Origin of the sequence: Microvirga sp. CF3062, from assembly GCF_036314045.1 — a bacterium.
In the GTDB taxonomy this organism is placed as follows: Bacteria; Pseudomonadota; Alphaproteobacteria; order Rhizobiales; family Beijerinckiaceae; genus Microvirga.
This window is the reverse complement of record NZ_JAYGGN010000007.1, coordinates 19,630-42,815: the sequence shown is the minus strand read 5'-3', so window position 1 is coordinate 42,815 and position 23,186 is coordinate 19,630. Positions and strand designations below refer to the sequence as shown.

Annotated in this window: 25 protein-coding genes; 11 read left to right on the top strand and 14 right to left on the bottom strand. The window is 63.1% G+C overall.

Annotated features, from left to right (window positions below; genetic code table 11):
* The first annotated feature begins 90 nt into the window (after positions 1–90).
* The gene (locus VB618_RS13770; protein WP_329797270.1) at positions 91–1,461 is read left to right on the top strand and encodes a glutamate--cysteine ligase; all 1,371 of its coding nucleotides are present in this window, start codon (positions 91–93) and stop codon (positions 1,459–1,461) included.
* Positions 1,462–1,490: 29 nt separating this feature from the next.
* Here the strand turns inward: VB618_RS13770 and VB618_RS13765 are convergent, their stop codons facing one another.
* The 5 genes from VB618_RS13765 to ilvD form a co-directional block, all read right to left on the bottom strand.
* The gene (locus tag VB618_RS13765; RefSeq protein ID WP_329797269.1) at positions 1,491–2,984 is read right to left on the bottom strand and encodes a sensor domain-containing diguanylate cyclase; all 1,494 of its coding nucleotides are present in this window, start codon (positions 2,982–2,984) and stop codon (positions 1,491–1,493) included.
* Positions 2,985–3,009: 25 nt separating this feature from the next.
* Positions 3,010–3,327, bottom strand: a complete 318-nt coding sequence (gene sugE / locus VB618_RS13760) for a quaternary ammonium compound efflux SMR transporter SugE (RefSeq protein WP_329797267.1) — start codon at positions 3,325–3,327, stop codon at positions 3,010–3,012.
* 138 nt (positions 3,328–3,465) lie between these two features.
* Positions 3,466–3,765, bottom strand: coding sequence for a hypothetical protein (locus tag VB618_RS13755; protein WP_329797265.1), 300 nt, complete (start codon positions 3,763–3,765; stop codon positions 3,466–3,468).
* A gap of 127 nt (positions 3,766–3,892) precedes the next feature.
* Entirely contained in the window at positions 3,893–6,703 is a 2,811-nt protein-coding gene (locus tag VB618_RS13750; RefSeq protein WP_329797263.1) for an autotransporter family protein, read from the bottom strand.
* Positions 6,704–7,003: 300 nt separating this feature from the next.
* Positions 7,004–8,833 (bottom strand): dihydroxy-acid dehydratase, encoded by a 1,830-nt coding sequence (gene ilvD, locus VB618_RS13745; RefSeq protein WP_329797261.1) that lies wholly within the window; start codon positions 8,831–8,833, stop codon positions 7,004–7,006.
* A 168-nt stretch (positions 8,834–9,001) separates the two neighbouring features.
* On the opposite strand from ilvD, the gene VB618_RS13740 reads away from it, so the two are divergent.
* Together VB618_RS13740 and VB618_RS13735 are read left to right on the top strand one after the other, a co-directional pair.
* A complete protein-coding gene (locus VB618_RS13740) occupies positions 9,002–9,604 on the top strand; it encodes a cation diffusion facilitator family transporter (RefSeq protein WP_329797259.1) in 603 nt (200 codons plus the stop codon).
* Between the two features lie 48 nt (positions 9,605–9,652).
* Entirely contained in the window at positions 9,653–9,889 is a 237-nt protein-coding gene (locus VB618_RS13735) for a hypothetical protein (RefSeq protein WP_329797257.1), read from the top strand.
* Here VB618_RS13735 and VB618_RS13730 read toward each other — a convergent pair.
* Both VB618_RS13730 and VB618_RS13725 read right to left on the bottom strand, forming a co-directional pair.
* A complete protein-coding gene (locus VB618_RS13730) occupies positions 9,886–10,323 on the bottom strand; it encodes a YqaA family protein (protein ID WP_329797255.1) in 438 nt (145 codons plus the stop codon). The genes VB618_RS13735 and VB618_RS13730 overlap by 4 nt on opposite strands.
* 161 nt (positions 10,324–10,484) lie before the next feature.
* On the bottom strand, positions 10,485–10,958 hold the full coding sequence (locus tag VB618_RS13725) for an aminoacyl-tRNA deacylase (protein ID WP_329797253.1): 474 nt from the start codon (positions 10,956–10,958) through the stop codon (positions 10,485–10,487).
* 310 nt (positions 10,959–11,268) lie between these two features.
* Here VB618_RS13725 and VB618_RS13720 point away from each other — a divergent pair, with 310 nt between their 5' ends.
* On the top strand, positions 11,269–12,447 hold the full coding sequence (locus VB618_RS13720; RefSeq protein ID WP_329797251.1) for an NAD(P)/FAD-dependent oxidoreductase: 1,179 nt from the start codon (positions 11,269–11,271) through the stop codon (positions 12,445–12,447).
* A gap of 21 nt (positions 12,448–12,468) precedes the next feature.
* On the opposite strand, the gene VB618_RS13715 is transcribed toward VB618_RS13720, so the two are convergent.
* Positions 12,469–12,942, bottom strand: coding sequence for an AAC(3)-I family aminoglycoside N-acetyltransferase (locus VB618_RS13715; RefSeq protein WP_329797249.1), 474 nt, complete (start codon positions 12,940–12,942; stop codon positions 12,469–12,471).
* 243 nt (positions 12,943–13,185) lie between these two features.
* Between VB618_RS13715 and VB618_RS13710 the strand changes: the two genes are divergently transcribed.
* The 4 genes from VB618_RS13710 to VB618_RS13695 all read left to right on the top strand — a co-directional run bounded on the left by VB618_RS13710 (position 13,186) and on the right by VB618_RS13695 (position 15,724).
* A complete protein-coding gene (locus VB618_RS13710) occupies positions 13,186–13,461 on the top strand; it encodes a hypothetical protein (RefSeq protein WP_329797247.1) in 276 nt (91 codons plus the stop codon).
* A gap of 70 nt (positions 13,462–13,531) precedes the next feature.
* Positions 13,532–14,314, top strand: coding sequence for an ADYC domain-containing protein (locus VB618_RS13705; RefSeq protein ID WP_329797246.1), 783 nt, complete (start codon positions 13,532–13,534; stop codon positions 14,312–14,314).
* Positions 14,315–14,395: 81 nt separating this feature from the next.
* The gene (locus VB618_RS13700; RefSeq protein ID WP_329797245.1) at positions 14,396–14,641 is read left to right on the top strand and encodes a hypothetical protein; all 246 of its coding nucleotides are present in this window, start codon (positions 14,396–14,398) and stop codon (positions 14,639–14,641) included.
* Positions 14,642–14,743: 102 nt separating this feature from the next.
* A complete protein-coding gene (locus VB618_RS13695) occupies positions 14,744–15,724 on the top strand; it encodes an aldo/keto reductase (RefSeq protein ID WP_329797244.1) in 981 nt (326 codons plus the stop codon).
* 3 nt (positions 15,725–15,727) lie between these two features.
* Here VB618_RS13695 and VB618_RS13690 read toward each other — a convergent pair whose 3' ends face one another.
* Together VB618_RS13690 and kynA are read right to left on the bottom strand one after the other, a co-directional pair.
* Positions 15,728–16,921: an aminotransferase class V-fold PLP-dependent enzyme gene (locus VB618_RS13690; RefSeq protein ID WP_329797243.1), complete on the bottom strand. Its 1,194-nt coding sequence runs from the start codon at positions 16,919–16,921 to the stop codon at positions 15,728–15,730.
* A 16-nt stretch (positions 16,922–16,937) separates the two neighbouring features.
* Positions 16,938–17,762: a tryptophan 2,3-dioxygenase gene (gene kynA, locus VB618_RS13685; protein WP_329797242.1), complete on the bottom strand. Its 825-nt coding sequence runs from the start codon at positions 17,760–17,762 to the stop codon at positions 16,938–16,940.
* A 175-nt stretch (positions 17,763–17,937) separates the two neighbouring features.
* Between kynA and VB618_RS13680 the strand changes: the two genes are divergently transcribed.
* Complete coding sequence (locus VB618_RS13680) at positions 17,938–18,180, top strand: DUF3297 family protein (protein WP_329797241.1); 243 nt, start codon at positions 17,938–17,940, stop codon at positions 18,178–18,180.
* Between the two features lie 115 nt (positions 18,181–18,295).
* On the top strand, positions 18,296–18,586 hold the full coding sequence (locus VB618_RS13675; RefSeq protein WP_329797240.1) for a hypothetical protein: 291 nt from the start codon (positions 18,296–18,298) through the stop codon (positions 18,584–18,586).
* Positions 18,587–18,947: 361 nt separating this feature from the next.
* Here VB618_RS13675 and VB618_RS13670 read toward each other — a convergent pair whose 3' ends face one another.
* Positions 18,948–19,214 (bottom strand): DUF7696 family protein, encoded by a 267-nt coding sequence (locus VB618_RS13670; RefSeq protein ID WP_329797239.1) that lies wholly within the window; start codon positions 19,212–19,214, stop codon positions 18,948–18,950.
* Positions 19,215–19,453: 239 nt separating this feature from the next.
* Between VB618_RS13670 and VB618_RS13665 the strand changes: the two genes are divergently transcribed.
* Complete coding sequence (locus VB618_RS13665; protein ID WP_329797238.1) at positions 19,454–19,678, top strand: hypothetical protein; 225 nt, start codon at positions 19,454–19,456, stop codon at positions 19,676–19,678.
* A gap of 529 nt (positions 19,679–20,207) precedes the next feature.
* Here the strand turns inward: VB618_RS13665 and VB618_RS13660 are convergent.
* Genes VB618_RS13660 through VB618_RS13650 form a run of 3 tightly spaced genes read right to left on the bottom strand, consistent with a single transcriptional unit; the run spans position 20,208 to position 23,126 of the window.
* On the bottom strand, positions 20,208–20,978 hold the full coding sequence (locus VB618_RS13660) for an ABC transporter ATP-binding protein (protein ID WP_329797236.1): 771 nt from the start codon (positions 20,976–20,978) through the stop codon (positions 20,208–20,210).
* Positions 20,972–22,012 (bottom strand): FecCD family ABC transporter permease, encoded by a 1,041-nt coding sequence (locus VB618_RS13655; protein ID WP_442931789.1) that lies wholly within the window; start codon positions 22,010–22,012, stop codon positions 20,972–20,974. Before VB618_RS13655 ends, VB618_RS13660 begins: the two co-directional genes overlap by 7 nt.
* Before the next feature lie 28 nt (positions 22,013–22,040).
* Entirely contained in the window at positions 22,041–23,126 is a 1,086-nt protein-coding gene (locus VB618_RS13650) for an ABC transporter substrate-binding protein (protein WP_329797445.1), read from the bottom strand.
* Between the last annotated feature and the right edge of the window lie 60 nt (positions 23,127–23,186).

The following is a 23,186-nucleotide window of genomic DNA, read 5'->3' as shown; positions in this document are numbered from 1 at the left end:
GGTCCCGCATTGCACCTTGGCGTTAAGCACCTTATTGAGTCCCGACCCTGAGTCGGCGCGCCTTGAACGCGCTTTTTGATGAGGTGATGCATGGCGCGGGACGTATCCGATACGACCCCCATTGGTGCGCGTTCGGAACTCGTGGAATGGATCGCCTCCGGCGAGAAGCCACGCGAGGACTGGCGGCTCGGCACCGAGCACGAAAAGATCCCCTTCTACAGAGCCGATCTCTCGCCCGTTCCCTATGACGGCGGCCGGGGCATCCGTGCGCTGCTGGAAGGCATGCAGGAGCGCACCGGCTGGGCGCCGATCATGGAGGACGACCACCCCATCGGCCTCGCGGATGAAGAGGGCGGGGGGGCGATCTCCCTGGAGCCCGGCGGGCAGTTCGAGCTGTCCGGCGCTCCGCTTGCCAACCTCCACGACACGGTCCGCGAGACGGCGCAGCATCTCGACGACGTGAAGGCTATCGGCGAAAAGCTCGGTATCGGCTTTCTCACTCTCGGCATGAGTCCCCTTTGGACCCGGAGCCAAACGCCGGTGATGCCGAAGGCACGCTACCGCATCATGACGGACTACATGCCGAAGGTGGGCTCCCTCGGGCTCGACATGATGTACCGCACCTCCACGGTGCAGGTGAACATGGACTACGCCTCCGAGGCCGACATGGTGAAGAAGCTGCGCGTCTCGCTGGCGCTGCAGCCGATCGCCACCGCGATCTTCGCCAACTCGCCCTTCACCGATGGCAAACCCAACGGCTATCTGTCCATACGGTCGAACATCTGGCTCGACACGGACAGGAACCGCACAGGCATGATGGCCTTCGCCTTCGAGGAGGGCTTTGGCTACGAGCGCTATGTGGACTGGGCGCTCGACGTGCCGATGTATTTCGTCAAGCGCGACTCTACCTATCACGATGTGGCGGGCGCATCCTTCCACGATCTCCTTGCCGGCAAGCTTGCGCAACTGCCCGGCGAGCGCGCCACGCATTCGGACTGGGCCAACCACGTCTCGACCCTTTTTCCGGAAGTGCGCCTCAAGCGCTATCTCGAAATGCGCGGCGCGGATGTGGGCAATCTCGAGCACATCGTTGCGCTGTCCGCCTTCTGGACCGGTCTTCTCTACGACGAGGCCGCTCTCGACGGCGCTTGGGAATTGGTGAAGGCGTGGAGTGCCGAGCAGCGCGAGCAGTTGCGCGCGGATGTGCCGAAGCTGGCCCTGAACGCGCACATCGCCGGTCGCTCCGTCCAGGATGTCGCCCAGGACGCCCTGGCGCTGTCGCGCGCCGGTCTGCAGCGCCGCGCCTGTCTCAATGAGGCCGGTCAGGACGAGACCCGTCACCTCGCCTATGCGGAAGAGATCGTCGCGTCGGGCCGCACGCAGGCCGAGCGGCTGCTGGAGCGCTATCACGGCGCTTGGAGCGGTTCGGTGAGACCGGTTTTCAGCGAGTGTGTATTCTGATCAAGGGGCGCTATCAGGGCAGGCCCTGATTAGGCAGCTTTCTCGCTGGCCACGCAGTTGCGCCCGTTCTGCTTGGCGCGATAGAGGGCAGCGTCCGCCAGCGTGATCAGATGGTCCGGGCCGATGCGGGAGCGGTCGAGGCTCGGGATCCGGGTGGCGCTGCCGATGCTGATCGTGAGGATGCAACTGGGAGGATTGGTGTCGTGCCGTACGCGAAGAGCCTCAACCTTCGCGCGCAAATTCTCCGCAATGGTCGCTGCATCGGCTTCGTCTGCTTCCGGCAGGAGAATAGCGAGTTCTTCGCCGCCATAGCGCGCTGCCAGATCGCCGGGTCGGCGGGCTGCTGCAGCAATGGTCTTGGCGATGATCCGCAGGCATTCGTCTCCGGCTTGGTGCCCATAGACGTCGTTGTAGGCCTTGAACTGATCCACATCGATCAGGAGCAAAGACACGGAAGTTTTCTGGCGCGCAGCTCGAAGCCATTCCACTTCGAGCTGCCTGTCGAAGGCACGGCGGTTGGCGAGACCCGTCAGGCCGTCAGTGGTGGCCAGGATGGCGAGTTCCGCCTCCGCGTGCTCACGTCGTCGAAGGGCCCCGGCAAGGATCCAGCCGAGCGAGCCGATGGTGAGAATGAGCAGGCCGATGATGCTGCTGCGGAAAACGAGCTCTTCGTTCCAGCGTGCGAGAGCCTCATCCCGTCCGACGGCGGCAATCACGCCGACGGGAAAGATGTGGTTGCGCTGGTAGCCGCCGATGCGCATCAGCCCATCGACTGGAGAAGTGTAATCGTAATTGCCGGAGCCTCGCGCATTCCTGAATTGCGGGTCGTTCAGGACATTCGATCCGATTGCACGCTCGATATAGGGATAGCGCGACAGGATCGTTCCGTTCTGGTGAATGAGGGTGATGGTGCCTTGTGACCCGACGTCGAAGCGACCGAAGAAGTTTCCGAAATAGCGGGGCGGGATACTTGCCTGGACGACGCCTCCGAAGCTTCCATCCGGTTTGTTGAAACGCCGCGAGAGGGTCAGGATCCAATCGCCTCCGAGCGGGTCGCGAATCAAAGGCCCGACGAACCAGTCGCTGCTGGTTGTCGCCCTGTGATGCTGAAACAAGGCAAGGGCGTCGATGCTTACGCGCCCACGATGGCCGGGCAACGAACTGCTCAGAAGAGTGCCGTCCTCTCCGTAGATCGTCAGCGCCTTGATGCGCTGCAGCGATTGAACCCGCTCGACCAGGAAAACATCCAGGCGTGCAATGGCATTCGGCAGGATTCCGCCTGTCTCGACCCGGTCCACCACATCCACCAGGAGCGCGTCCGCGAGCTCAAAAGTGTCCTGGGCATGCTGAGTCAGAGATTTTGCTAAATTCAGGGTCTCGGCCCGGATCCGTTCGAACTCGTGCCCCTGATCATGCCAGTACCGCCAACCCTCCAGGCCTAGGATCACAAGACAGACCGCAAGCACGAAGACCCGGAGGCCTCGTGCCGAGGATCTCGGCCTTTCCTGAACGAATGTGGTCATGACGCCCCCACCATACCGGCCCAAGCTAGCCTGAGGCTAACTTCAGGCCGAGGATCCCGGAGACGATCAGGCCGATGCAGACCAGGCGCATCGCGGTGGCCGGTTCGCCGAAAAGATAGATGCCGAGCAAGGCAGTTCCAACTGTGCCGATCCCGGTCCAGACCGCATAGCCCGTTCCGACCGGCAGCTCTTTAAGAGCAAGACCGAGGAGCAGGACGCTGATCACCATGCTGAGGCCCGTCAAAACGGAAGGAACCAGCCGGGTGAAGCCCTCGGTATATTTCAGGCCGATGGCCCAGCCGATCTCGAACAAACCGGCAAGGGCGAGCAAAGTCCATGCCATGACAGGGCCTCCGTCATAGGCAGGGCCGTCCCTACCGTGTGTCATGAAGCCGAGGTCGTCCTCGACCTCCCTGGATATAGAGGGTCCGGAAAACCTTCTCAACTGAATCCTAGCGCGGCCAAAGGTCAGCCTGTGTAGTTAGTTACCGGCGTCGTCGGAGGGCTGGGCGGTACGGCCTAGCGCCGCATAGGGGTCGAACGGGGCGTAGATCTGGTGCTTCCACTCGTCGCCGCAATTGATGCAGATCGAGCGTACCATGTGGTTGCTCCGCTCCAGGCGCCTGAGGAGCTTCTGCTGCCGCTCGACGGCCTCGTTGACCGCCGGCTCGGTTCCGGATGGGCGGACTGTGAGCCGGAGCGGCTTATCGTCCGGCGCATCCTGAGCCAAAGCCGGACCTGTGAGCAAGAGGAGGCTGGCGGTCCATAGAAAGCGGGTCATCGGAAATCCTGCGGCTGATTTGGCCCCTCCGACTGGACTCCAGGCGATACTGTTTCGTCAAGGCAGGATTGCCGCCCTGAGACTTTTGGCTGCGGCGAGCCTCGCCCACCGCAGCCTACCCAGGTTTTCAGAACCGCACGCTCAAGCTGCCGCGCACGGTATGCTCCTGGTCGCGCTGGCCGATGGCACCGTCATACATCAAGCCCACGGCGACCTTCTCGCTCACCTGCCAGTTAAGGCCGGCCTCGACCACGAGGCTGTCGCGGTCGATGGGAGCGCCGACCACGAGGAACGGCGTGGGGAAGCCATCAACGGTGAAGCGCGCCTCGGGAGCCACATCTCCAAAAGCATGGCGCCAGCCGAGCATGCCCTTGAAGGTGACGGTGCCGGCCTCTGTCGGCATCGTGGCGACAAGCCGCGCGCCGAGGGTGGAATAGGTCGTGTCGAACGAGGCCACCTCGCCGGTCGCCCGGAACGGGGAGGCATTCTCCACCACATCGTGGCTGCTCACGTGCACATGGGCGAGCCCCGCAAAAGGCTCCAGGGTGACGCGATCCGAGAGCCGGAACGTGTAGCCGACCTCCCCGAAGACCTGCACTGAATCGGCGGAGGTGTCGGTCTCACCACCCTGGAAGCGGCCGGCCACCGCGCCGCGGGTGAGGCCGATCTCGTGATGGGCGTAAGCCACGCCGCCGCGCAGGGCCCAAGCCCCGAAAGCGGCAGACCCGTAGGCACCAATGTGGAAGCTGTCGACGTCACCGGATGCGGCAGCCGCATCGATGTCGAAGGACGTGGCGAGGTAGCCTGCCGCGATGCCAAGGCGGTAAGGCGTGCCGAGACCTCCGTCCACGCCGACCACCATGCCGCCGGTTCTCCGCTCCATGGCGGCGGAAGTCGGCGTCGCGTCGGTGCGCCCGAAGGAGCCAAGGACCTTACCCCACACGCCCCAGCCGGTTCCCCGCGAGGCCGGAGCGTCTGCAACCGGAGCAGCCACTGGCGTCCCCCGTACGGGAAGATCAGTCGTGTACTGAACCGGCACGGAGTCGATTGCCACGAAGGACGGAACCGCCCCCATGGCATCGGAGGACGAGCAGCGCAGGCGGCAGAGGATGGCCGCGCGGAACAGGTTCTCGTGATGCAGGATCGTGACCGGCGGCGTGGTCTCAGGCTGTAGCGGAGGAACAGGCCTCGGGCGGGGCGGACGACCCGGATCCTGAGGATCCCGCGGATCCTCAGGAGGCGCGGGATCGAAGACGTTCGGCAGCAGCTCGAGATAGACGTTGTTGGCGTCCTTGGTCAGAAGCGGCTGGAAGAAGATCAGGTCGTCGACGCCGCTGAACTGTCCAGTCACCCCCCGCTGTGCCGTCAGGATCGTCCAGCGCCCCGGCGAGTAGGTTGCCCGCTCCGCATGAACTTCGACCGTGCCGCCCCGGATGGTAGCGCGCCCGTTCGCCACGATCCGGTCGCTCTCGAAGCGATTGTTGAGATCGACGCGATAGGTGGTGCCCGCCGCGATATTGACGTCGCCTCGTACATTCAGCGTGCGGATGTCGCCGACGCCTGCGCGGCTCGTGGCCCCATCAATGCCGGGAGAGAGGATGCTGCCCGCCAGCGCATCGATGCTGCCGACTGTGCCAGTGCCGCCAAGGGTGGCGCCGCGATGCACGGTCATGTCCGATCCGCCCATGCTGCCGGTCACGAGGAGCGTGCCCTCGCGCACGGCCCAAGGCATGGCAGCGTTGTTGTCGTTTTCCGTGGTCCAGGTGGAGGTGTCGACCTTCTCGAACCGCTCGAAGTCGCGATATTTGGCGCTGGCACCGATCTCGCGCACGTCGAAGGTCGCGTCCGTCTGGCCACCGAGCTTGAACGTGTCCGTGCCCGCGCCTGCGCGCACATGGCCCTCGATCCTCGAACTCGCGCCGATCAGAAGGGAATCGTTGCCACCCGCCAGATCGACCGCCGCGCCCTGCGCCCCTTGCGTGCGGATCGTGCCGAAATTCTCGATGGCTTCCGATCCGTGCCGGCCGCGCAAAGCCACCTCGTCCCGGCTCTCGATGGTGCCGCCGTCCCGGTTGATCACCGTGTTGGTCTGACCCGTATTGCTGATGACGTAGAGACCCTCGCCGTCGTTGCCTAATCCCTGCACGATGCCGCGGTTCTCGATCCGGTTGCCGTTGCCCTCGATCTTGATGCCGCGTCCCTCGAGCCCCGATGCGGTGATTGTGCCTTCGTTGGTGATCGTGCCATTGTTGCCGATCAGCCGGATACCGTCCGCCGTGTAGCCGCTGGTCGTGATGGTGCCGCTGTTGGAGATGGTGGCGTTCTCAGCCGCGTTGAGCGTGCCTCCGCCATCCGCGCGGATGCCCTCGCCACCGGCGCCGGTGGTGCGGATCGTGCCAGAATTGACGAAGCTGTTGTTATGGCCTTCTGCGATCATGCCGCGGGCGGAGGAACCCGATGTCTGAAGGGTGCCGCTGTTGCGCAGGATGTTGTTGTTTCCTCTGGCAATCAGCGCCTCCGAGGAAGTCCCTTGTGTCGAGACATTGCCTGTATTGACGAGCGTGTTCCTGCTGCCCGTAGCTTCCAGGCCGTCCACCGAGTTCTGGATCGTCGAGACCGAACCGTTATTGGTGATCGTGCTGCCGTCATCTTCAGCATAGATCGCGTTAAAGGCATGATCCGCGTTGCCGCCGGTTACGGTGATGGTTGCCCCGTTGGCAATCGTCACCGAGCTGTTGCCCTCCACGCGGATGGCGGCCTCACTGGTTTCCATTCTGGTGCTGGCCTGCACCTCGACCGAGGATGGTGTGTTATCTGTCGCCCAGTAGGGATCGGTCGTGGTGCCCGAACACACCACGCGCGTCTGACCACCCGAGACACTTGGCGTGCAGGCTGCCTGCGCCGAACCAGTGAAAGCCGCCACTGCGGCAAGGCTCAAGGCCACCATGCTCGTTGCGGACGACCAGTTAAGAAAGGAGATTGTTAGGTGGGCCGAGCAGGCGCCTGGCCGCTGCCGGCGAACTGAAAAAATCGACCCTGCGTCGCCTCGATTCGACATGTCGCTTCCTCACTGACGTTATTTTATAACTGCGTCAGCTAGGAAGGACGGACGACCGGAGTACTGCTCATTCAGAGAGGAAAATGGTCCCGACAGAGGAAAAGATGAAAATGCGCGACACCATGTGCGTTTTCGCACATTTGACCTTGGAGGGGCCCGGCCTCACCAGGCGCTCCCCGATCAGATCTGCCGCACGGCGCCCGTGGCCGCGCTGGTGGCGAGCATGGCATAGGCCTTGAGGGCCGCCGACACCTTGCGCTTGCGCGGTTGAGCCGGCTGCCAGCCCTTGGCCTGCTGCTCGACACGGCGGCGCTGGAGTTCGGCATCGTCAACTGCCAGATGAATACTGCGGTTCGGGATGTCGATCTCGATCCGGTCGCCGTCCTGCACGAGGCCGATGGTGCCGCCTTCGGCTGCTTCCGGTGAGGCGTGGCCGATGGAAAGGCCCGAGGTGCCGCCCGAGAAGCGGCCGTCGGTGATGAGGGCACAGGCTTTGCCGAGGCCCTTCGATTTCAGGTAGCTCGTGGGATAGAGCATCTCCTGCATGCCGGGGCCGCCGCGCGGTCCCTCGTAGCGGATGACGACTACGTCACCGGCTTTCACCTTGCCGTTGAGGATGCCGCTCACCGCGTCGTCCTGGCTTTCGAAAACGACGGCCGGACCCGAGAACACGAGAATGCTCTCGTCGACGCCCGCGGTCTTCACGATGCAGCCATCGAGCGCGAGATTGCCGGAGAGGACCGCAAGGCCGCCGTCCTTCGAGAAGGCGTGCTCCGCATCGCGGATGACGCCGGAGGCGCGGTCCGTATCGACGCTGTCGTAGCGGCTTTCCTGGCTGAACGCCGTCTGTGTCGGCACGCCACCCGGTGCTGCACGGAAGAAGTCGTGCACCGCATGGGAGTTGGTGCGCCGCACGTCCCAGCGGTCGAGGGCCGTCTTCATGGTCTCGGCGTGGACGGTCGGCACCGAAGTGTGGAGGAGTCCCGCGCGGTCGAGTTCGCCCAGGATACCCATGATGCCGCCTGCGCGGTGCACGTCTTCCATGTGCACGTTCGCGATGGCGGGCGCGACCTTGCACAGCACCGGCACCTGGCGCGACAGGCGGTCGATATCCGCCATGGTGAAATCGACTTCCGCCTCGTGAGCAGCAGCCAGCAAGTGCAATACCGTGTTGCTCGATCCGCCCATGGCGATGTCGAGCGTCATGGCGTTCTCGAAGGCCGCGAAGGTGGCGATCGAGCGCGGGAGCACGCTCTCGTCATCCTGCTCGTAATAGCGGCGGGCGAGATCGACGATCACGTGGCCGGCTTCCACGAACAGGCGCTTACGGTCGGCGTGGGTTGCCAGCGTCGAGCCATTGCCGGGGAGCGACAGGCCCAGCGCCTCGGTGAGGCAGTTCATGGAATTGGCCGTGAACATGCCGGAGCACGAGCCGCAGGTGGGGCAGGCGGCGCGCTCGATGGCCTTGATGTCCTCGTCGGCGATCTTATCGTCGGCGGCGGCCACCATGGCGTCCACGAGGTCGAGCTTCTTGGTCACGCCGTTGAGCACGACCTTGCCAGCCTCCATCGGGCCGCCGGAGACGAAGACCACCGGGATGTTGAGGCGCATGGCGGCCATCAGCATGCCCGGGGTGATCTTGTCGCAGTTGGAGATGCACACCATCGCGTCGGCACAATGGGCATTGACCATGTACTCGACGCTGTCGGCGATCAGCTCCCGGGAGGGCAGGGAGTAGAGCATGCCGTCATGGCCCATGGCGATGCCGTCATCCACCGCGATGGTGTTGAACTCCTTGGCGACGCCGCCCGCCTTTTCGATCTCGCGCGCCACGAGCTGGCCGAGGTCCTTGAGGTGGACGTGGCCCGGCACGAACTGGGTGAAGGAGTTCACGACGGCGATGATCGGCTTGCCGAAATCGGAATCCTTCATGCCCGTGGCCCGCCACAGGCCGCGGGCGCCGGCCATGTTGCGGCCATGGGTGGTGGTGCGAGAGCGATAGGCTGGCATGATGTCCCCCGGAACTTTGGGTTCTTGTTCAACGGAAATTGCGCGACTTGCAAGGAAAATTGCCATTCCTTGTGGTCACGCCTGCATTGCCGCAATGGAATTGCTGAAGGCAGCGCTTGGTGGAAAGGGGTGGCTGTCCTTGATAAGGCTCGGCTTGAGGGAGATGGAATGGATCAGACGGCCTTCAATCAGTCCCTACGTCGGGTGGTTGCCATCGTGGCGGCCCTCAACCTCGGCTATTTCGGCATTGAGTTCTCGGTGGCGCTCGTCATCGGGTCGGTGTCGCTCTTTGCCGACAGCATCGACTTTCTGGAGGATGCCTCCATCAACCTCCTTATCCTCCTGGCGTTAGGCTTTACGCTGAGGATGAGGGCACGCGTGGGAATGCTGCTCGCCGGCATCATCCTCGTGCCGGGGTTTGCCACTCTCTGGATGGCCTGGGAGAAATTCTGGGCGCCAGTTCCGCCGGAGCCCTTGCCGCTTTCGCTCGCCGGGGCAGGGGCTCTCGCGGTCAATCTCGCCTGCGCGCTCCTACTCGTCCGGTATCGCCATCATAGCGGCAGCCTCACGAAGGCGGCGTTCCTGTCCGCCCGCAACGATGCCTTCGCCAATGTGGCGATCGTGGCCGCAGGCGTCATAACGGCGGCTACGCTCTCTGCCTGGCCTGACCTGATCGTCGGCCTCGGCATTGCGGCCATCAATGCCGATGCGGCCTGGGAGGTCTGGGAAGAAGCCCGTGAGGAACATCGGGCTGAAACGCCTGAAGCTTGAGCTGCGTTGTCCTGCCTTAAGCCATCCTCACAAAGACAGGACCGCGCCATGCTGACCAAAGACGAACTGGATGCACCGGCCCATCTCCAATACGAGCCCATCGGCACGGCTGGCCAGGGCCACCCCAGCGATGTGCGAGAGTTCAAAACGCTGCGGGAGGCCGTGCATTGGGCCATGAACAACGAGGCCCCGGCCGGCATGGAAGCCGTGATCCGCGCCGCTTCCGGCGCAGTGCTCAGCCCGCGACACTTGGAGGAGATCTGGTCGAGCCTGCAGGGGCCTTAAACCCACCCCAGACTCAAGGCTCCCACGGCGAGATAGCGTCCGGTTTTGGCCAGTGCCACGAGCGGGATAAAGACCCGCAAGGGCTCGCGCAGAAGCCCAGCGACAATGGTGAGCGGATCGCCGATGACCGGTACCCAGCTCAGCAGCAGGGTCCAGCGCCCATAGCGGTGGTACCAGGCTTCGGCCTTGGCCATCTGTTGACGCTTCACCGGAAACCAGGGCCGATCCTCGAAATCGGCGAAGAAGCGACCCAAGAACCAGTTCACGACCGAACCGAGAATGTTGCCCACGCTTGCCACGAGAATGAGCGCCCACCAGGTATAGTGCTCGGCCACAAGCATCGCGAACAGCACGGCTTCCGACTGGAACGGGAAGATCGTAGCCGACAGGAAGGCGGCGGCGAACAGGGCGCCGTATTCGGCAAGATGCGGCATGAGGCGGGGTGATCACATAGGACAGGAAAGATTCAGGCAAGGCTCCAAGCCTGAATGAGGTGAGCCCTACCACAGTTCCGCTCTCATGCCGAACTGCCCTGCGCAAAGCAGGTCGGCACTGTGCCTCAGATCGCTTCCTCAGCAGTCGTCACGATGCGTAATCAGTACATGGGTTCACTGAACGATCCATGCTGCGCCTGGGGATTGAGGCGCGCGAATTCTTCCCCCTTCACATGCACCAGGGTGGCGTGATCCCCGCCTTCGAAATAGATGTCTCGCTGCCGGTCCATGTCATTCTCGATGATGACATTGAGCCCATAGCAGGAGCCGACGGGCGGGATGGCGCCACGATCGCAATCGCGGAACACCTCCACGATCTCGTCCTCCGACGCGAGGCGCAACTCCTGGCCCAGTTCCGCCTTCAGGTCGGACAGGCGCAGGTGATGAGACGCCGGCATGACGGCGAGCATGTAATGCTGACCATTGCTCAGCATGACGCCCTTTGCCATGCTGCCGCCGGGGATGTGACCGGCATGGGCCGTGCCCAGCGATGTCATGGCTGGCTCATGCGGGATCAGGTCGAATTGAATGCCCTTATCGACCATGTAGTTTTGAAGGGTCGGGGCGATTGTCATGACAGCCTCCTATGAGACGAGAATGCTCGCGTATCAGGAGGGCGGCTTTACTGACACACCGTCTCTACGGGATGCGCAGCTGCAAGTAATCTGCAGATGGTACACCCCTGGTGGGGCGGCATCAATTGATGAGTGGCTGCATCCGGAAAGAATGTGCCCATAGCCAAGCTTAGGTGCAGCGCTCATCCGGGGGCCTGAGGCTTGCACCTTCGGACGAGGTTCAGTACGAGCAGGTCGCGCGCTTTGCCCAGGCTGAGCCTCTTTCATCCGCTTCCTTGAAGCATGGACGCATTTTCCGCAGGGTAATCTCTTGGACCAGTTCGACGTTGTGGTGATCGGCGCGGGCGCTGCCGGGATGATGTGCGCGGTCGAGGCCGGCAAGCGCGGGCGATCCGTGCTGGTCATCGACCATGCGGCCAAGCCCGGCGAAAAGATCCGCATCTCCGGCGGCGGGCGCTGCAACTTCACCAATCTCAACGCCTCGCCTGCCAACTTCATCTCGCAGAACCCGAGCTTCGCCATTTCGGCCTTGCGCCGCTATACACAACGCGACTTCATCGCCCTCGTGGAGCGCTATGGCATCGCCTATCATGAGAAGACCCTAGGACAGCTGTTCTGCGACGGCTCGTCGAAGCAGATCATCGATTTGCTGCTGAACGAGATGCGCCAAGTCGATGTGGAGCTTCGGCTCTCCACCTCTGTCCACTCCGTCGAGAAGACGTCCGAAGGGCTCTCGCTCAAGCTCTCGCAAGGCGCGGTGCAATGCCGCTCGCTCGTGGTGGCGAGCGGCGGAAAGTCCATCCCGAAGATGGGCGCCACAGGCTTCGGCTACGATCTCGCGCAGCAGTTCGGCTTGAAGATCGTCGAAACGCGGCCGGCCCTTGTGCCGCTCACCTTGGAGCCAACCCTGCTGGAGCGGCTCGCGCCTCTCGCAGGCGTTGCCGTCGATGCGGTGGCAGGCTGCGGCAAGACTCAATTCGCCGAGGCGCTGCTCTTCACCCATCGTGGATTGAGCGGCCCTTCCATCCTGCAGATTTCCTCCTATTGGCGCGAGGGCGACGAGATCACCCTGTCCATGCTGCCGGGCGTGAACCTGTTCGAGGAACTGCGGGCGGCGCGTGCGCAGAACGGCCGGCAGGCCCTGCAGACCTCCCTCTCGGTGTTCCTGCCGAAGCGTCTAGCGCAGCTCATCGCGGAGACCGAGAAGGGGCCTGCCAACCTCGCGGATTATTCCGACAAGCGGCTTCGGGCCGTCGAAGAGGCCGTGAACCGCTGGCGCTTCAAGCCGACGGGCTCGGAGGGCTACCGCACCGCCGAGGTGACGCTCGGTGGCGTCGACACCCGCGAGCTCGATTCCCGCACCATGGAGGCCAAGGCGGTGCCGGGCCTCTACTTCATCGGCGAGGTGGTGGACGTGACCGGCTGGCTCGGCGGCTACAATTTCCAGTGGGCCTGGTCCTCGGGTTGGTGCGCCGGGCAGGCAGCCTGACGGTCGTAAGCGCCACGCCGGTCAGCGGGATGCAGGTGCCGTCGCGATGTCGAAGTGCAGCACGTCCTCACGAGTCCCGAGTTTCTCGTAGAGTGCGATGGCCGGGTCGTCGCCGTAATCCGCCTGCACATAGATCACCCAGGCTCCACGCTCGGCGGCAATCCCGCGCAGGTGCTCGATGAGAGCGGTCGCGATACCCTGCCGCCGATGTGCCGCGCTGACGGCGAGATCATAGATATACACCTCGCGCCGCGCCCGCTCGAACTTGTCGAGCTCATAGGCCACGAGCCCGCCCAGGACTTCTTCTCCAGCCAGCGCCACCACGGCGAAGATGTGCTCCTTCGCGAGCAGCCCTTCCAGGTAGGCATCGGCAGGCTGGTCACCCGTATAGGTCTCCGGGTCCGCGAAGGCCTCCCCGAACAAGGCGTTCAGCCGGCGAAGCACCGGAACGTCCGTTGGCCCGAGACGGCGGAGTGTGACGGATGGCGAGAGCATGGCCCGAGGATAGCACGGTTGCGCCTCTGGTTAAGCCTCCCGAAGCAGACGTTCGGCTTGGAAGAGAGGGGCTAGGCCACTGCGGCCCCAATCTCATTCATGTGCGCTAGGACACAGCATCGCCCAGTTAGGAAGGTTTTCAACCCAAGGTTCATTGAGCTTCGCATGCCCGCTATCGATATAAAGTTTCAAAACAAGATCTGACAAGGTCATATTCAATCAGAGGGGCTTTAGGTGAACACAATGATCAAGTCTCTATCCATCCTCACTGCCGCCTTGGCGGCTGGTCTCGTTGTCGCTTCGGAGGCCAATGCTGGCAGGCCCGGCCTGTCGTTCAACGGCCGCAATCTCAATGGCGTGTCCGAGAATGGCCGTAATCTGAACGGCATCCTGCTCAACGGCCGTGGCCTGAATGGCCGGAATCTCAATGGTGCTGCCCGTGAGGGCGCCGTTGCCGGCCAGGACGTGCAAGCCATGAGCATCATCCTGAAGGATGGTGCTCGCGTGACGCTCAACTAAGCCCGAACCAGAGAACCCTCGTGTCTTCCCTGCGAGGGTTCGCCTGGCACCCGTCAGTGAGTGATATGTCATGCACGCGCCTTTGCCGATTGCCTTCAGCGCCATTCTGATCCTGGCCACGTCCGGTGCAGGGCAGGCTCTGAATGGCCGCCTGGAGGCGGACAGGGGTGAGTTCAGGCTTCATCTCGACGAGGGACGGGTGCTGGAGCGGGATGCTTTGGCTGGAGCCCGCATCGTCATGCAAAGCGGCGAGCGGAGAATTCAGGTCCTGATCGATGCCGTCGAGACGGAAGACGAGGTGCCCGGCGGCCCGGTCGTGCTCTACCGGTTTCTGGTCGAGGATCCTGTCGGGCGGACATTCTGGAATGCATGCATGCCCGATACACGCGGCCGGCAGCTGGGCCTGCCGCTTCAAAATGGGGCAGGCGTCGACCTCACCTGCACCAGCGGCGCCGAGGGAAAGTGCATCCTTATGGGCTACCGTCCCTGGGATGCCCGAGCGGACGTGCCGATGCAGGATCTGCATGCCGCCTGCGTTCACATGATGCGCGCCGATTACGGTGGCGATGATCATCCTGCAACGCGCGACGGCACGCTCGTCGATGTCTACGACCGCTTCGGCATCCAGACGCCGGAGAGTGTTGATCCCCTGCCATTCGAGGCCGCCTGGAGCAAGGACGGAGCCCTCTGCGTGGCCCATCCGCGCATTGCCGAGAATGTGAGCCTCGACGAGCTGGCGCAACGCTATCCAGCCCTCAGCGGCCGTTTGGGATCCGAGGCTTGTACGGAAGAGGCGATGCGCAACCATCCGAATGCACTTCTCTTCAACCGTTCGGCTCTTACCCTTCGCTGACAGAATACCTCCCTTCCTGGGCCTTTCGACACAGCCATGATATGCTGATCTGCATCGGGTTCTCACATCGGGGAGAGTCTCATGCAGTCAGGCATGGTCCTCATCTGGGTCGGTGCGCTGCTCATCATAGCAGGGATCGTGCTGGCGGCAGGCCAGATGCTCTGGAAGGGGCGTCTGAGCGATGCGCACCGGATGGGTCCCACGGGCTCAAGCGCCACGCTCGAGCCGCAGGGGCGGGTGCGCGCATTCCATCCGAAGCACCACTGGCCCAGCATCGCGCTCGTCGCACTCGGCATCATCCTGATGCTGGCGGAAGCGGCCGTCTGAGCTTTGTCCTGGACTTGAAACTGAGCCGGGTAGGGCCAGTTCAGACTTCTCCTGCCGTCATCGCCACGGCGACATCCTCACGTTCAAAACCGGAGATCTCCCATGCAGCAGCGTCAGCTCGGTCAGTTGCAGGTGTCCGCCCTCGGCCTCGGCTGCATGGGCATGTCGGAGTTCTACGGCAGCGGCGACGAGGCTGAATCGATTGCCACTATCCATCGCGCCATCGAGCTCGGCGTCACCTTCCTCGATACCGCCGACATGTACGGCGTGGGCCGCAACGAGGAACTGGTGGGCCGCGCCATCGCGGATCGGCGCGACAAGGTCGTCCTCGCCACCAAGTTCGGCAACGTGCGCGGCCCCAATGGGGAGCGCCTGGGCATCAGCGGCAAGCCCGATTACGTGCGCCAGGCCTGCGAGGCGAGCCTGAAGCGGCTGAAGCTCGATCACATCGATCTCTACTACCAGCACCGGGTCGATCCCGACACGCCGATCGAGGATACAGTGGGCGCGGTGGCCGATCTGGTGCGCGAGGGCAAGGTGCGCTATCTCGGCCTCTCGGAAGCAGGGCTACAGACGATCCGCCGCGCCCACGCGGTTCATCCCATCACCGCCTTGCAAACGGAGTATTCTCTCTGGAGTCGCGATCCGGAGGATGAGCTTCTTTCCACCGTGCGCGAGCTCGGCATCGGCTTCGTGCCATATTCGCCTTTGGGTCGCGGTTTTCTCACCGGGCAGATCAAGAGCGTCGACGATCTGGCCGAAGACGATTTCCGCCGCAACTCGCCGCGCTTTCAGGGCCAGAATTTTCAGAAGAACCTCGACCTCGTGCGCGAGATCGACACCATGGCGCGCGAGAAGGGCTGCGCGCCTTCGCAGCTCGCGCTCGCCTGGGTGCTGGCGCAGGGCAATGACATCGTGCCGATCCCCGGCACCAAGCGCCGACGCTATCTGGAGGAGAATGTGGGCGCGCTCGACGTGAGGCTCACGCGAGACGATCTTGCCCGCATCGACCGCATCATTCCGCCGGGCGCGGCCGCCGGAACGCGCTATCCGGAGCCGGCCATGAAGATGGTCGGGCTCTGATCCTTAGGCCGCCGATGAGGTGTTGACGGACAGGGATTCAAGCGCTCCCGCTTCGTCGATGCGGCGGACGAGGTCGTCCACCTCTTCCTCGGTCTGGTAGATTCCGAAACCGAGGCGCAGGCGCTGGCCGCGCACGTCGGTCACCACGCGCAGCGCCTTCAGGTCGCTGTGAATGGCCTGCGCCGCGGGTGTCTGAAACGTGAGGAAATTGCCGCGCCGCGTCTCGTCCGCCGGCACCACGGGCGAGGCGTTCGCGAACAATGCGGAACCGGAGATGCGCCGCAGGAAGTGTTGCTGCAGCGCCTTCGCATGCGCGTGGATAATGCCGGGGGTGATGCCCTCGTCCGCGAGCCAGCGCATGACCGCGTTGAAGCGGTAGAGGCCGGATGGATCGAAGGTTGAGCCCATGAAGCGCCAGCCATCCTCGCTGTAGCCGACCTGTCCGCTCTGCGCGTTCGTGAGATTGCCGAAGGCGGCGTACCAGCCGGTGTCGCGCGGGCGAATGCCCCAGCCGGGCGGGCAATGCATGAAGCATGCGCCTTCGCCCGCCATGGCATATTTGTAGCCGCCGGCAATGTAGAACACGCGATCTGCGATGCTGCCGAGATCCGTCGGCCGCGCCATGAAGCCGTGATAGCCGTCGATCACGATCATCGCGCCGTCGCGGTCGCATTCTGCAAGGTGACGCCCATCCAGCGCGAAGCCGGAATTGAAGAACACCTGGCTGACGAAGACGAGATCGTAGCCGGCCTTCGCGGCGGCGTGGAAGCGATCCTCGAAACTCGCGAAGGGCTCGGCCGGCACGCGTGTCACGTCCACGAGCCGCTCCTCTTCCAATCGCGCGATCTGGCGCGTGAAGGAATGGAACTCGCCGTCGGAGGTGAGAATGCGCACCGGGCGGTCGGCGGGAAAACAGGAGAGGATGCGCTTCAGGAATTCGTGCGTGTTCGGCGCCACCGCGATAGTGGAAGGGTCCGGCAGGTTGAGATGCTCGGCCACATGGTCGCGAAACTCGTCGAGCACCGGCCCTAAGATGTGCTCCCACTTGTCGTCCATCAGGCGGGCAGCATCGTCCCAGGCCTGCAATTGCGCCTCGCGTGTCACGTCCGGCCAGGGGTGGTGGCTGTGGGCTGCGAAATGCAGGCGGTCCGGCTCTGTGTTGAGGAAGCGGGAGAACTGGGAACGAAGATCAAGCATGATGCTCTTAACCTGATTAAAGCTTGCCGCGCACGGACCAGAGTTCAGGGAAGAAGTATTTTTCCAGCGCCTTGCGCAGGTAGCTGACGCCGCTGCTGCCGCCAGTGCCGCTGCGCATGCCGATGATGCGCTCCACCGTCTTCATATGCCGGAATCGCCATTGCTGGAACGCATCCTCGAGATCGACCAGCTCCTCGGCGAGTTCGTAGAGATCGAAGTGCTCGCCCGAATGGCGATAGATCTCCTCCCAGATCGCCTCGACGCCAGGATGCGCCGTGTAAGCTTGCGTCACATCCCGGTCGAGAACCTCCTGGGGAACGGCATAGCCGCGGCGGGCCAGCAGGCGTAAGGCTTCGTCGTAGAGGCCAGGCGCCTGGTAGGCCGCCTCCAACTGCTCCGCGAGATCGCTCCGGTGCCGGTGCGGCGCCATCTTCGCCGCGTCCTTGGCCCCAAGCTTGAATTCGACGAGCCGGTACTGCCAGGACTGGAAGCCGGAGGATTTGCCGAGCGCCGGCCGGAAGCTGAGATAGTCCGACGGCGTCATGGTGGAGAGCACGGTCCAGGCCTGGATCAGCTGCTCCTGGATCCGGTTGATGCGGGCCGTGCATTTGAAGGCGGGCTGGAGCTCGTCAGCCCGGATATGGGCAAGCGCCGTGTCGAGCTCCCGGTTCAGGAGCTTGAGCCACAGCTCCATCACCTGATGGATGGTGATGAAGAGAAGCTCGTCGTGTTCGGATGTCAGGGGAGACTGGGCGGAGAGGAGGGTGTCGAGCCGGAGATAGTCTCCATAGCTCATGCCTTCGGAAAAATCGGTGTGGATCCCGTCTGTCGCTGCCGACAAATCTGTCTCTCCCTGATCGCTTCCGCTTGGGTGCGGATTGTCGTCCTGCCGTTGGGCGTACAACGAAAGTAGGACATTGCGGCGGGGTTGTCACGTCGGACAGGCCGGAATTGGCTTTCGGCCTCTGAGGCGATAGGTTGCCGCCCCTGAACGATCCCTACGGAGAGACCCTCGCATGACCGATACGCTTCCTGACCGCCTGGCTTCGAATCCCGACAGCCCCTTCTATGACGAGGAACTGCTGGCGAAGGGGATCGGCATCCGCTTCAACGGGGTCGAGAAGACCAATGTGGACGAGTATTGCGTCAGCGAGGGCTGGGTCCGGGTCACCGCCGGGAATGCCAAGGACCGGTTCGGCAACGCGATGACCATCAAGCTCAAGGGCAAGGTCGAGCCCTACCTCAAGACCGAGGCTTAAGCACGCCTGCGGAAAGCCGGCCGTTGGGGCAGGGCTGGACGTGCCGCAGGGTGCGCCCCAAGATCAGGTGCAAGCTCGTCAATCGAGGCGCATCCTCGGGAAAGGCTTGCCCTGAATGGCCTCGTTGAAGGCTTTCGCTCTTATTGCAATGGCTTTCCTGCTCGCCGGGACGGCCTTCGCCCATGACTGGTACCCGGCCTGGTGCTGCGACGAGCACGATTGCCGCGAACTCATTGAGGCCCAGGGCGAGACGGTAACGGAAACCGCCGAGGGCTGGCGGCTATGGGACGGACGCCTGATCGGCCACGAGCATTCCAAAATGTCGCCGGACGCCAAGTTCCACCTCTGCGAGGAGGTGACGACCAAGGCCATCATCTGCTTCTTCGCCCCGCAGGGCGCGTCGTAATGGATTTCTGCTGAGGCCGCGAATCAAAGGCAGGCCACAAAAAGGAAGCGCCCGCTCTTCGAGGGGCGCTTCAAGGTCCGACCCGTAGGGGCAAAATGAGGGTCGTGAACCTCTCTATTCGTAGGGTAATCTGGCGAAAGTGTGACGAATCCTAGTGTCAAATGAGCATGTCAAGAGAACTGGTGTGATATTATGACGCAAATGATCGTTTATTTAAGAACTATTTGCCTTGCTCGGCCATAGATGATGGTTTATTCCGGGTTAACCGTAGGGGCAAATACGGTCACAAGGGTCGCGAACACAGTCAAAAATTAGGACTGGGCGCGACCCTTTTTCTTTTTATTGCTAGGAATAGGGTCCGTTACTTGGATCCGCTGCGGAATGCCTGCAGCCGTTCCATAGTCGCTTTGATCTCCTCGGCGGCCTCTAGTCCTCGGATGCCGATCACTCCGCGGTCGACAGTTCTCCCATCCGCGTCCTTTCGGCCGTTGAAGAACGCGTCCCTTTGCTCCTTGGACATCTTCAGGAGGGCGCGAGCCTCGGTCTCGATCCGCCATTCCTCGGACCAGGTGCTGACGGACTGGCCGGTGAGTTCGGAGATGGCTTTGGTGTCACGGGAGTAGGTCATGGCGATGGGTATCCCATGTCCGCGTGAAGATCGTGTTACCGTTTGGGAGGAGGCGGCCATCAGCCAGGATGCTTGATGAAACGCCCTGTTTGACACCCGCTCCAAGGCCAGGAAGCCTGAGTGCTTTCCCGCACAGCATCTTAAAATTAACATAAGTTAATGTAATTGGCGCGGCTCGGCCAAGGCTTTTGAGTTCCACTCCCAGGCTAGGGCGGCCAGGTCAACCTAGAGGGAAACACATGCCAAATCATTTCAACGAGCGTTGGGGAGGCCCCATTGAAGGTCTTCGTCTCCCTCTCACCGCTTGGAACAGCTTGAAGGACGAAGGCATCACAACCATTGACCAGCTTAAGGCGATTGCGCATCAGCTCGAACAATTGCCTGGGATCGGGGTGAAAATAGCTCGGGTCGTCCGGGATGAAATCACCCGTGTGTCAGCTCCTGAAGGGCGACTGTTAGATTAGAACGAAAGCCGCATGGTTCTGCTAACGGGAGGTGCGGAACCCGCCATTCCTCGCGTCAGGTGCTGACGGACTGGCCGGTGAGTTCGGAGACGGCTTTGGTGCCGCGGGAGTAGGCCTTGCGGGACAGCATGGCATGAAGGGGTGAGAGAGCGTCGAGCGAAGTCCCCTTCTAGCTTGTAAATTTCGCCCCGTAATGGGTTCCGTCCGTCCACACCAGCCGCGCCATGGCTGTTGCGCCGGCATCGGGGATCTGAAGCTCGAATTCCAATGGGACGTCTGCGGCACCGGAAATCACCAGGCGCACGCCGGATTTCGACAGATCCCACACGGAGCATTCTATGGGTGCCCGACAGTTTGGACCCGCGATCCACCCTGCCAAAACAGTGGCAAATCGCTCGTCCAATCGACGTTCAGGCTGTCCAAGGCTCATGCACGGGATTCCAGGATTCGAGAGGGTCCCGTTATAGTCATGCGGGCTGGTGCGAGGCTATCCAGTTCCCACCTGTCTTGTTGATGGACGAGGCTACCCTCACGCAGGTTCGAGCGGCCCATCGATGATCACGTGCGGGCACAGGCGCGAGCAGCGCTCAATCCGGCCATCCACCCGATAGATGTTCTGCAGGAGGGTGGGGGTGATCACCGTCTCCACCGGACCGCAGGTCACCATAGTGCCGGCGTCGATCACCATGACCCGGTCGGCGACGCGCAGCACCTGGTTGAGATCGTGAATGGCGAGCACCACGCAGATCCCCCGTTCCCGCGCGAGCGAGCGGATGAGCGCCAGCACCTCCACCTGCCGGTGCAGGTCGAGGGCGCTCGTCGGCTCGTCGAGCAGGAGGATCTTCGGTTCGCGCACCAGAACCTGAGCGAGCGACACCAGCTGCCGCTGCCCGCCGCTGAGCTCGTTCAGGCCCTTGAAGGCAATCGATTCGATCCGCAGGCTGAAGAGCACACGGTCGACCTCCTGGAGGTCCTCGTCGCTGACTTTACGCGGCGCTCCCTGCTTGCGGGCGAGCAGCACGGATTCGTAGACCGTCAGCACCGTATTCACCGAGGTATCCTGCGGCATGTAGCAGACAGGGCTCGGGCCGGGCCTCAAGGCGACGTCGTCGATGCGGATGCTGCCCGGCCCGTCGAGCAGACCGGCGATGCGCCGGAACAGGCTCGACTTGCCGGCGGCATTCGGGCCGATCACCGCCGTCACCTCGCCGCCCTTCAGCACCGGCGTTGTCACGCCGGAGAGCACTTCCTGCTTGCCGTAGAGGACGCCGACTTGGTCAAGTTGCAGGGTCGCTACCATGCGCGCCTCCGGGTGGACATAATCAGGCTGAAGAGGAACGGCACGCCCACCAGCGCCGTGATGATGCCGATGGGAAAGATGGTGCCGGGCACGATGGACTTGCTGATGACCGATGTCAGCGAGAGGATCGCCGCGCCCGACAGCACCGAGGCCGGCAGGAAGTAGCGCTGGTCCTCGCCCACCAGCATGCGGGCGATGTGCGGGCCAACGAGTCCGATGAACCCGATGGTGCCCACGAACGCAACGGGCACGGCAGCGAGCAGGCTGATGACCATCATGGTCTCGAGCCTGACCCAGCGCACATTGACGCCGAAGCTCGCCGCCTTGTCGTCACCGAGCCGCAGGGCGGTCAGCGCCCAGGCACGGCGCATGAAGAGGGGGAGCGCAATCGCAACGACTGCCGTGGTGATGGCAAGCTTCGGCCATGTGGCCCGGGTGAGACTGCCCATGGTCCAGAACACGACGGCCGACAGCGCCTGCTCCGAGGCGAGATACTGCACCAAAGCGAGAAGCGCATTGAACGTGAAAACGAGCGTGATGCCGAGGAGCACGATGGTCTCAACAGTGACACCGCGCTGCTGGCTCATGAAATGGATGAACAAAGCCGCAGCCATCGCCATGAGCAGCGCATTGATCGACACGATGTAGTCGATGGCCCAGGGCAGGAAGCCGATGCCGAACACGAGGGCAACGGAGGCGCCGAAGCTCGCGGCTGCCGAGATGCCGAGCGTGAAGGGGCTGGCGAGCGGGTTGTTGAGGATGGTCTGCATCTGCGCGCCGGCAGCGGACAGCGCCGCGCCGACCACCACAGCCATGAGCGCCACCGGCATGCGGATGTCCCAGATCACGACGCTGAGCTGCTGCGAGACCTCCGGCGAACCCGTGAGCGCCAGCACGACCTCATGCATGGAATAGCGGGCGGGACCTAAGCCCAGATCGGCGATGACGGAGAGAACGAGAACGACGGCAAGCGCAAGAAGCACGAGCTTCTTGCGCTGCACGAGGACGCGGTAGGCACCGCGTCCCTTAGGCATGGCAATGGCAGGGGAGTGGGCCAAGAGCCTATTCCTTGTCGCTGAGGGAGACCCAGTAACCGGTCTTGTAGGGCACGGGCAGGAAGCGCTCGTAGAGCGTCTTCATGGTTGCATCGGGATCGACATCCTTGAACAGTTCCGGATGCAGCCACTTGGCCATCGCCTGGATGGCGATGAACTGGTAGGGGCTGTTGTAGAACTGGTGCCAGATCGCGTGGACCTTGTTGTCCTTCACGGCCTTCACGCCGGTATAGGCTGGACGCTTCATCAGGCCTGCGAGCTTGGTGCGAGCCTTCGCCTTGTCCGCCCCGGAGCCGACGCCGACCCAGGCGCCGCCGGGCACATAGAGCTCCCAGTTCGAGCCGGTGACGATGACGTGGTCGGGATTGGCCGCAATGATCTGCTCGGGGTTCACGACGCCGAAGGTGCCGGGGATGATCTTGGCAGCCATGTTCTGGCCGCCTGCCACCTCGACGAACTTGCCGAAGTTCTCGTTGCCGAAGGACATGCAGCAATCATCCGAATAGCCACCGGCACGCTCCACCATCACCAGGGGCTTTGCGGGGTTGGCCTTGGCGAGGCGCTCGGTCACGAGATCGATCTGTGCTTTACGGAAAGCGATGAACTCTTCAGCGCGTGCTTCCTTGCCGAACAGCTTGCCGATCAGGCGCATGCTGGCATCGGTGTTCTCGAAGGGCTTTTCGCGGAAGTCGACGAACACCACCGGAATGTCGATCTTGGCGAGCTTCTCGATGAGCTTGGCGTCGTCGGTCGCGGTCTTCGCCTCGATGTTGAGGAGGATCACGTCGGGCTTGAGCGCGACGGCCTGCTCCACATCGAAGGTGCCTTCCTTGAAGCCGCCGAAGGTCGGGATCTTCTCGATCTGCGGATACTTGGCGAGATAATCCTTGTAGCCGTCGAGGTCCGCCTTCTGCAGGTCGTCGCGCCAGCCGACGACGCGCTTGAACGGCTGGTCCGTGTCGAGGGTGGCGACGAAGTACATCTGCCGGCCCTCACCGAGGGTCACCTTCTCGACGGGCGCCTTCACCTCGACCTTGCGGCCGGTGATGTCCGTCACGGTGATCTTGTCGGCGGCATGGGAGGAGGCGGGCATGAGCCCGACGAGCGCCAGGGCGGCACCGAATACCAGTTTGGAGAGTTGCATCATGCGCCT

Excerpts from the sequence above, each read along its gene's own strand:
- VB618_RS13690 (WP_329797243.1), bottom strand. The coding sequence starts at position 16,921 with ATGCTTGATCTTCGTTCCCAGTTCTCCCGCTTCCTCAACACAGAGCCG.
- VB618_RS13735 (WP_329797257.1), top strand. The coding sequence starts at position 9,653 with ATGCTGACCAAAGACGAACTGGATGCACCGGCCCATCTCCAATACGAG.
- VB618_RS13675 (WP_329797240.1), top strand. The coding sequence starts at position 18,296 with ATGGCCTCGTTGAAGGCTTTCGCTCTTATTGCAATGGCTTTCCTGCTC.
- VB618_RS13730 (WP_329797255.1), bottom strand. The coding sequence starts at position 10,323 with ATGCCGCATCTTGCCGAATACGGCGCCCTGTTCGCCGCCGCCTTCCTG.
- VB618_RS13655 (WP_442931789.1), bottom strand. The coding sequence starts at position 22,012 with ATGCCTAAGGGACGCGGTGCCTACCGCGTCCTCGTGCAGCGCAAGAAG.
- VB618_RS13660 (WP_329797236.1), bottom strand. The coding sequence starts at position 20,978 with ATGGTAGCGACCCTGCAACTTGACCAAGTCGGCGTCCTCTACGGCAAG.
- VB618_RS13740 (WP_329797259.1), top strand. The coding sequence starts at position 9,002 with ATGGATCAGACGGCCTTCAATCAGTCCCTACGTCGGGTGGTTGCCATC.
- sugE (WP_329797267.1), bottom strand. The coding sequence starts at position 3,327 with ATGGCATGGACTTTGCTCGCCCTTGCCGGTTTGTTCGAGATCGGCTGG.
- ilvD (WP_329797261.1), bottom strand. The coding sequence starts at position 8,833 with ATGCCAGCCTATCGCTCTCGCACCACCACCCATGGCCGCAACATGGCC.
- VB618_RS13680 (WP_329797241.1), top strand. The coding sequence starts at position 17,938 with ATGACCGATACGCTTCCTGACCGCCTGGCTTCGAATCCCGACAGCCCC.
- VB618_RS13770 (WP_329797270.1), top strand. The coding sequence starts at position 91 with ATGGCGCGGGACGTATCCGATACGACCCCCATTGGTGCGCGTTCGGAA.
- VB618_RS13715 (WP_329797249.1), bottom strand. The coding sequence starts at position 12,942 with ATGCTCTCGCCATCCGTCACACTCCGCCGTCTCGGGCCAACGGACGTT.
- VB618_RS13725 (WP_329797253.1), bottom strand. The coding sequence starts at position 10,958 with ATGACAATCGCCCCGACCCTTCAAAACTACATGGTCGATAAGGGCATT.
- VB618_RS13695 (WP_329797244.1), top strand. The coding sequence starts at position 14,744 with ATGCAGCAGCGTCAGCTCGGTCAGTTGCAGGTGTCCGCCCTCGGCCTC.
- VB618_RS13665 (WP_329797238.1), top strand. The coding sequence starts at position 19,454 with ATGCCAAATCATTTCAACGAGCGTTGGGGAGGCCCCATTGAAGGTCTT.
- VB618_RS13670 (WP_329797239.1), bottom strand. The coding sequence starts at position 19,214 with ATGACCTACTCCCGTGACACCAAAGCCATCTCCGAACTCACCGGCCAG.
- VB618_RS13755 (WP_329797265.1), bottom strand. The coding sequence starts at position 3,765 with ATGACCCGCTTTCTATGGACCGCCAGCCTCCTCTTGCTCACAGGTCCG.
- VB618_RS13705 (WP_329797246.1), top strand. The coding sequence starts at position 13,532 with ATGCACGCGCCTTTGCCGATTGCCTTCAGCGCCATTCTGATCCTGGCC.
- VB618_RS13700 (WP_329797245.1), top strand. The coding sequence starts at position 14,396 with ATGCAGTCAGGCATGGTCCTCATCTGGGTCGGTGCGCTGCTCATCATA.
- VB618_RS13710 (WP_329797247.1), top strand. The coding sequence starts at position 13,186 with ATGATCAAGTCTCTATCCATCCTCACTGCCGCCTTGGCGGCTGGTCTC.
- VB618_RS13650 (WP_329797445.1), bottom strand. The coding sequence starts at position 23,126 with ATGCCCGCCTCCTCCCATGCCGCCGACAAGATCACCGTGACGGACATC.
- VB618_RS13765 (WP_329797269.1), bottom strand. The coding sequence starts at position 2,984 with ATGACCACATTCGTTCAGGAAAGGCCGAGATCCTCGGCACGAGGCCTC.